Origin of the sequence: Kitasatospora sp. NPDC057904 (assembly GCF_042887925.1) — a bacterium.
In the GTDB taxonomy this organism is placed as follows: domain Bacteria; phylum Actinomycetota; class Actinomycetes; order Streptomycetales; family Streptomycetaceae; genus Kitasatospora.
Window position 1 is genome coordinate 198,148 of sequence record NZ_JBHVOL010000008.1, and the last position, 6,397, is coordinate 204,544.

The 6,397-nt window shown below is 73.1% G+C and carries 4 protein-coding genes; 3 read left to right on the top strand and 1 reads right to left on the bottom strand.

What is annotated here, in order from left to right; translation table 11 throughout:
- The first annotated feature begins 41 nt into the window (after window positions 1-41).
- The gene (locus tag ACFVSN_RS21840; protein WP_380440932.1) at window positions 42-1,337 is read left to right on the top strand and encodes a YihY/virulence factor BrkB family protein; all 1,296 of its coding nucleotides are present in this window, start codon (window positions 42-44) and stop codon (window positions 1,335-1,337) included.
- Between the two features lie 114 nt (window positions 1,338-1,451).
- On the opposite strand, the gene ACFVSN_RS21845 is transcribed toward ACFVSN_RS21840, so the two are convergent.
- Window positions 1,452-3,242, bottom strand: a complete 1,791-nt coding sequence (locus ACFVSN_RS21845) for an FtsW/RodA/SpoVE family cell cycle protein (RefSeq protein WP_380501183.1) — start codon at window positions 3,240-3,242, stop codon at window positions 1,452-1,454.
- A 309-nt stretch (window positions 3,243-3,551) separates the two neighbouring features.
- On the opposite strand from ACFVSN_RS21845, the gene ACFVSN_RS21850 reads away from it, so the two are divergent.
- Window positions 3,552-4,547 carry a cytochrome c oxidase assembly protein gene (locus ACFVSN_RS21850; RefSeq protein WP_380440926.1) on the top strand — a complete coding sequence of 332 codons (996 nt, stop codon included), beginning with the start codon at window positions 3,552-3,554 and terminating at the stop codon, window positions 4,545-4,547.
- A gap of 338 nt (window positions 4,548-4,885) precedes the next feature.
- Complete coding sequence (rsgA, locus tag ACFVSN_RS21855) at window positions 4,886-5,986, top strand: ribosome small subunit-dependent GTPase A (RefSeq protein ID WP_387956467.1); 1,101 nt, start codon at window positions 4,886-4,888, stop codon at window positions 5,984-5,986.
- The last annotated feature ends 411 nt before the right edge of the window (window positions 5,987-6,397 follow it).

Here is a 6,397-nt window from a genome sequence, read left to right on the forward strand (position 1 = left end):
TGAGATCAACCGGCCGGGCCCGGCCCGATACCGTTAGCCCTGTGCAAGCAGCAGGCGATACGAGCAGACCGCACCCCGAGCGGCCCTCCCGACGCCGGGGCAAGGGCTCCCGGCGCGCGGCCAAGCAGGCCACCTGGCGCCGCACGGCGTGGGAACTGGTCCGGGACACCACCAACACCTGCGTCGAGTACCGGGTCACCGGCCTCGCCGCCGAGGCGGCCTTCTTCACCCTGCTGTCGATCCCGCCGCTGCTCCTCGGCCTCGCCGCGACCCTCGGCTACCTCGACCAGGTCCTCGGCGCCGGCACCATCGAGCGCCTCAAGCACGACATCGTCTCGGCCTCCGGGACGGTCCTCTCCGACTCCTCCATCAACGACGTCGTCGTGCCGCTGCTCAACCAGGTGTTCGACACCACCCGGCCCGACCTCATCTCGATCGGCTTCCTGCTCTCGCTGTGGTCCGGCTCCAGGGCCCTCTACATCTTCATCGACACCATCACCGTCATGTACGGCCTCGACGGCAAGCGCGGCATCGTCAAGACCCGCCTCATGTCCCTCGGCCTCTACCTCGGCGCCCTCCTCATCGGCTCCCTCGTGCTGCCGCTGCTCATGGCCGGGCCCGGCCTCGTCGAGAACGCCGTACCGGGCATCGCCGGGCTCGTCGGCGCCGCCTACTGGCCCGTCGCCATCGCCCTGCTGATCGTCTCCCTCACGACGCTCTACCACCTCGCCGTGCCCGTCTCCACGCCCTGGCGCGAGGACATCCCCGGCGCCCTCGTCGCCCTCGTCGTCCTCGTCTTCTGCAGCGTCGCGCTGCGCCTGTACCTCGTCAGCTCCGTCGAGGGCCCCTCCGTCTACGGCTCGCTGGCCGCGCCCGTCGCCGTCCTGCTGTGGATCTTCGTCGTGGCGCTCGCCGTGCTCATCGGCGCCGCCATGAACGCCGCCATAGACCGGCGCTGGCCCACCCTGGAGACCGCCGACGCCCGCGCCGAGAACGAGCGCGCCCACGAGGCCGCCGCCGCGGCCACGGTCCGCGAGGTCGCCGCCCGGCGCGCCGCCGAACGCGCCCGCCGGGCCCGCGAACTCGGCCTCGCCGAAGGCGCCGAGGAGGAGTGGGGCGAGGACGAGGGCGACGACGTCGACGTGCCCTCCGAGTACCCCGAGCGCTGGGCCGACGTCCTCGCCGCCGACAACGTGCGCGGCCGCCTCACCGCCCGCGGCGGCCCCCACCACCGGCCCACCCCGCCGCCGCCCGACAGCGACCGGCCCACCGCCCCGCCCCCGGAGTACCCGCCGCCCGGCTACCCGCCGCGGCCGCCCTGGGACCAGCAGCGGTAGGACGTGCGACAGGGCCTCCCCCGCGGGTGCGGGGGAGGCCCTGTGGCGTTCGCTGCTTCGCTAAGGCCGGTGTGCCCGGTGTGCCCGGTGTTTCCGGGGCGCCCTTGCGGCCCGTCAGGCGGTCGCCGGGTTCTGGTTCGGCGGGTACGGGCCGGGCGGGTACGGAGTCGACGGCTGCGGAGTCGACGAGTGCGGTCCGGACGGCTGCGCCGGCGTGTGGAAGCCGCCCCCCAGCGTGCCGCCCGGCCGGGACGGATCCGGGGCGGTGCCGTAGCCGGGCGCCGTCGGGAAGTCCGCCACCGCGCCCGGCCGGCCGGCCTGCTGCCCACTCGCCTCGGGCGCGGGCTCGGACCCCGGGCCCGACGGCGTGCCGTGCGCGGGCGTCCGGCCCGGGGCCTGACCGGCCTGGCCGTCCCCCTGACCGGCCTGGCCGGAGCCCTGGCCGGTGGCCTGACCGGCCCTCTGGTCGGCCTGGGCCGGGCGCTTCGAGGCTACCTGCGCCGGGAAGTCCGTGCTCGGCAGCGCCGGCTCCAGCGCCGTCCGCCCCGCCGAGTCGCTCAGTTTGATCAGCAGTGCCACCGTCAGCCAGTTCGCCAGCAGCGACGAACCGCCCGCCGCCAGGAACGGCAACGCCTTGCCGGTCAGCGGCACCAGGCCGCTCACCCCGCCGACCACCACGAACACCTGCAGCGCCAGCGCCGTCGACAGACCCGTCGCCAGCAGCTTCCCGAACGGGTCGGTCAGCCCGACCGCCGTGCGCAGACCCCGCTGCACCAGCAGCAGGTACACCAGCAGCACGGCCGTCACCCCGGCCAGGCCCAGCTCCTCGCCGATCGTCGTGAAGACGAAGTCGCTGCGCCCGGCGAAGCCGATCAGCCACGGCCGGCCCGAGCCCAGGCCCGTCCCGGTCAGGTGCCCGGTGCCCAGGCTGAACAGTGCCTCGGCCGGCTGGTCGGAGATGATCGCCTTGTCGTGCACCGGCTTGTAGATGTCGAGCGGGTGCAGCCACGCCTCGACGCGGCCGTGCACGTGCGGCTCCAGGGTGCCGACCACCGCCGCGCCGCCGACCGCCATCAGCAGGCCGAGCACCACCCAGCTGGTGCGCTCGGTCGCCACGTACAGCATCACGACGAAGATGCCGAAGAAGATCAGCGAGGTGCCGAGGTCGCGCTCGAAGATCAGCACCAGCAGGCTCATCACCCAGATCGCCAGCACCGGCCCGGCGTGCCGCCCGCGCGGCAGGGTCATGCCCCAGATCTTGCGGCCGGCCAGCGCGAGCGCGTCCCGCGAGGCCATCAGGTAGCCGGCGAAGAAGATCGTGATCGCGACCTTGACGAACTCGTCCGGTTCGAAGGAGAGCCCGAACAGGCGGATCCAGCGCTTGGCGCCGAAGTCCTCCGGACGCCCGGGGAAGAACGCGGGCGCGGCCAGCAGGACGAGCGCCCCCGCCATCAGGATGTAGACGTAGCGCTGGAAGAACCGGTGGTGCTTGATGAACACCACCAGCGCGAGGGACACCACGACCGCGATGAACACCCACATGAACTGCTGCGGCGCGGCCGGGAGCTTCTGGAAGTCGCCCTTCTTCGCGTGCGCCGCCGCGTAGGAGATGTCCAGCCGGTCCAGCAGCATCAGCCCGAAACCGGTCAGGAACACGCCCAGCGGCAGGATCAGCGGGTCCGCGTACGGGGCGAACCGGCGCACCGCCATGTGCGCCGCGCCCACCAGCCCGACCAGGGGCAGGAGCCGCATCAGCAGGTTCGGCGGCATCTTGCCGGTCAGCGCCAGATCGGCGTCGATGTGTCCCGCCACACAGACGGCCACCGCGAGGGCCAGCAGGCCCAGCTCGATGTTGCGGTGGCGCGCCGCCAGCCGGCGGCCCTCGCCGCGTGCAGTGCTTTGCACCCTTGTCGTCCCCTTGTTGTCACCCACGTGGCCGGTATGCCGACGGTGCATCCTGCCAGACGAACGTGCCCCTCCGCCGGTTGCGCATGGGGACGGAACGGGGCGAAAACTTTGCCTCGGCAAAGCTTCGGCAAGGTTTGGCAAAGCCTTGTTCAGGGTGGGGTATAGAGAGGCCCCCTGGCCGCGGTGATCCACTGCCCACCGGCCATCATGGCGGGGCGCCGGACACCGCGAACGGACCCCGGCGCGCCCCGAGCCCGCCCGGGCACGGGGCCGGCGGCAGCACGGCGTGGACGAGGTGGCGGACGGATGGACGGCTCGGTGCAGGCGCTCGGCTACAGCGGGCCGCCGGCCTGGCAGTGGTCCGACCTCGCCACCTCGTGGACCGCCGAACCCCTCGTCCTCGGCCTCTCCGTCCTCCTCGGCGCCTGGTACCTCCTCGCCGTCCGGGCCGTCCACCGCACCGGCGGCGAACGCTGGCAGCCCACCCGCACCGCGGCCTTCCTCGGCGGGCTGCTCCTGTGGATCTGGGCCACCTGCTCCGGCCTCGGCGTCTACGACCGCGTCCTCTTCACCGACCGGGCCGTCCAGGTCGTCCTGCTGCTCATGGTCGTCCCGCTGCTGCTCGCGCTCGGCGCGCCGGTCTCGCTGCTCGTCGGGTCCGCGTCCGAGCGGCGGCGCGAGCGGATCCTGCGGGCGCTGCGCAGCAAGCCGTCCAAGGTGCTGATGTTCCCGGCCGTCTCGACCGCGCTGCTGATGGCGCCGCCGTGGCTCCTCTACTTCACGCCCTGGTACGAGTGGTCGGTCTCCAGCGGCGCCGGGAACCTCGTGCTGCACTTGGTGCTCGTGCTGCTCGGGCTCGCCTACTTCTGGCCGCGGCTCCAGATCGACCCCGTCGGGCACGAGTACCCGCACCTGGTCGGGCTGTTCATCACCTTCGCCGAGGTGATCTTCGACGCCGGGCTCGGGATCGTCCTCATCTACGGCGGCCACCTCGTCGCCGAGCACCACTACGTCGCCCTCGGGCGGCCCTGGGGGCCGAGCCTCGCGCAGGACCAGACCTGGGGCGGCAACGCCTTCTGGGTGCTGGGGGACCTCGTCGGGCTGCCGTTCCTGGCCGCGCTCGTGCGGCGCATGGTGGTGCAGGGGCGCGAGGAGATCAAGGCCGTGGACGCCGAGCTGGACGCCCGCTTCGAGGAGGCGGCGGCCCAGGCGCGCGCGGAGGGCCGCGAGGAGGAAGAGGAGACCGGGATGCGGCCCTGGTGGCTGGACGACCCCAACCTCAAGCACCGCTACGGCGGCTGATCCCGCCCTCACCCGCGCATTTCCGCAGGTCAAAAACCTGTTGGCGCGGGAACCGTTCTTCGCTAGCGTTTCTCCCGTCCGGTTCGGGCGCCCTCTTCGGGCCGCCCGAGGAGTAGAGAGCAGGAGGTGAGCCCCATGGCCGTCGTTGCCCCGATAGCTGCCCTGGGCAGCACGCGCGATCACCTCCTTTTCCCGGCCGCCGGCTGACGTTCCGAGCCAGCCGCAGCCCGCCGGGATCATCTCCTCCCGAAGGGCCCACTGCGTTGTTCAACGCTGCCTCCGTTCCGTCGTACCCCTCTTCTTTCTCCTCGTCCTCCCCGGCCGCTGAGCACTTCGAGCTGCCTGAGCACGCCGAGAGCTCTGAGCTCTCCGCCGCGCTGTCCGGCTACGGCTGGACGGCCGAGCTCGACGAGCTGTTCAACCCGCTCGCCGAGGCCGGTCTCGTCCCGGCCCGCATCGTCCGCGTCGACCGCGGCCAGTGCGACGCCGTCCTGGCCGACCCCGAAACCGGCGAAGCGCGCACCGTCCGGCTCGACACCCGGCCGGTCGGCGACGCCGACATGATCAACTGCCCGTGCACCGGCGACTGGGCCGCCGTCGACCTCGACGCCCAGCCCATGGCCGCGGTCACGGCGCTGCTGCCGCGCAGCACCGCGATCATCCGCAAGGTCGCCGGCAAGCGCTCCGACGGCCAGGTGCTCGCGGCCAACGTCGACACCGTCCTGATCGCCGCCTCCCTCGCCGCCGACCCCGACCTCGGCCGGATCGAACGCTTCCTCGCCCTCGCCTGGGAGTCCGGCGCCGAACCCGTCGTGGTCCTCACCAAGGCCGACCTCGTCGACGACGCCGAGTTCATCCGTGCCGACGTCGAAGGCGTCGCCCCCGGCGTCACCGTGCTCGTCGTCAGCGCCGAGACCGGGGAGGGCATGGACGTCCTGCGCGCCTGCACCCCCGGCACCACCGCCCTCATCGGGCAGTCCGGCGTCGGCAAGTCCACCCTCACCAACGCGCTCGCGGGCGCGGCCGTCATGACCGTCCAGGCCGCCCGCGACGTCGACCAGAAGGGACGCCACACCACGACCACCCGCGAACTCATAGCGCTGCCCGGGGGCGGCGTGCTCATCGACACCCCCGGACTGCGCGAAGTCGGCCTCTACGGCGGTGAGGGCGTGGACCTGGCCTTCGCCGACATCGCCGAGCTGGCCGAGGAGTGCCGCTTCCACGACTGCGGCCACCACACCGAGCCCGGCTGCGCCGTCCAGGCCGCGCTGGAGGAGGGCACGCTGCCGCAGCGGAGGTGGGAGAGCTACCGCAAGCTCCAGCGCGAGAACGAGTGGATCGCGTCCCGGTCGGACGCCCGGCTCGCCTCGGCGCGGCTGAAGAAGTGGAAGACGATCACCAAGTCGATGCGGAAGGAGAACGGCCCGGTCCGGCGCTGACACCGCACACCCCGCAAGGCTGGGCACCGGGCCCGGTGCCCAGCCGGCGGAGGGTGGCGAGGGTTGGAGGGCTGTGGCAGAGGGGTGCACTTGAGGGCTGTACCTGAGGGCTGTACCTGAGGGGCTGTACCTGATGGCTGTGCCAGAGGGCCGCGCCGGGTGGCGGGCGGGTGGGTGGGTGAGGTGGCCGAGGCGGCCGAGGTGGGTGGTGGGCGCGCGCGGGTGGGTGGGTGGCGGAGGGGGGGAGGGGAGGGGGGAGGGGAGGGGGCCCGGCCGGTCAGGTCCGTAACTCTCAAGCAGCGGTCCCGTCGGGGGGGCGGGGGGGGGCGGGGGGGCCGACGGGCCATACCACCCGGGCAGAAGGGGGTGGGTGGGGGGGTGGTGGGCGCCCCCCCCCGAGGTGAACGTATA

Coding starts and splice junctions, on each gene's coding strand:
- ACFVSN_RS21850 (WP_380440926.1), top strand. CDS start 3,552: ATGGACGGCTCGGTGCAGGCGCTCGGCTACAGCGGGCCGCCGGCCTGG.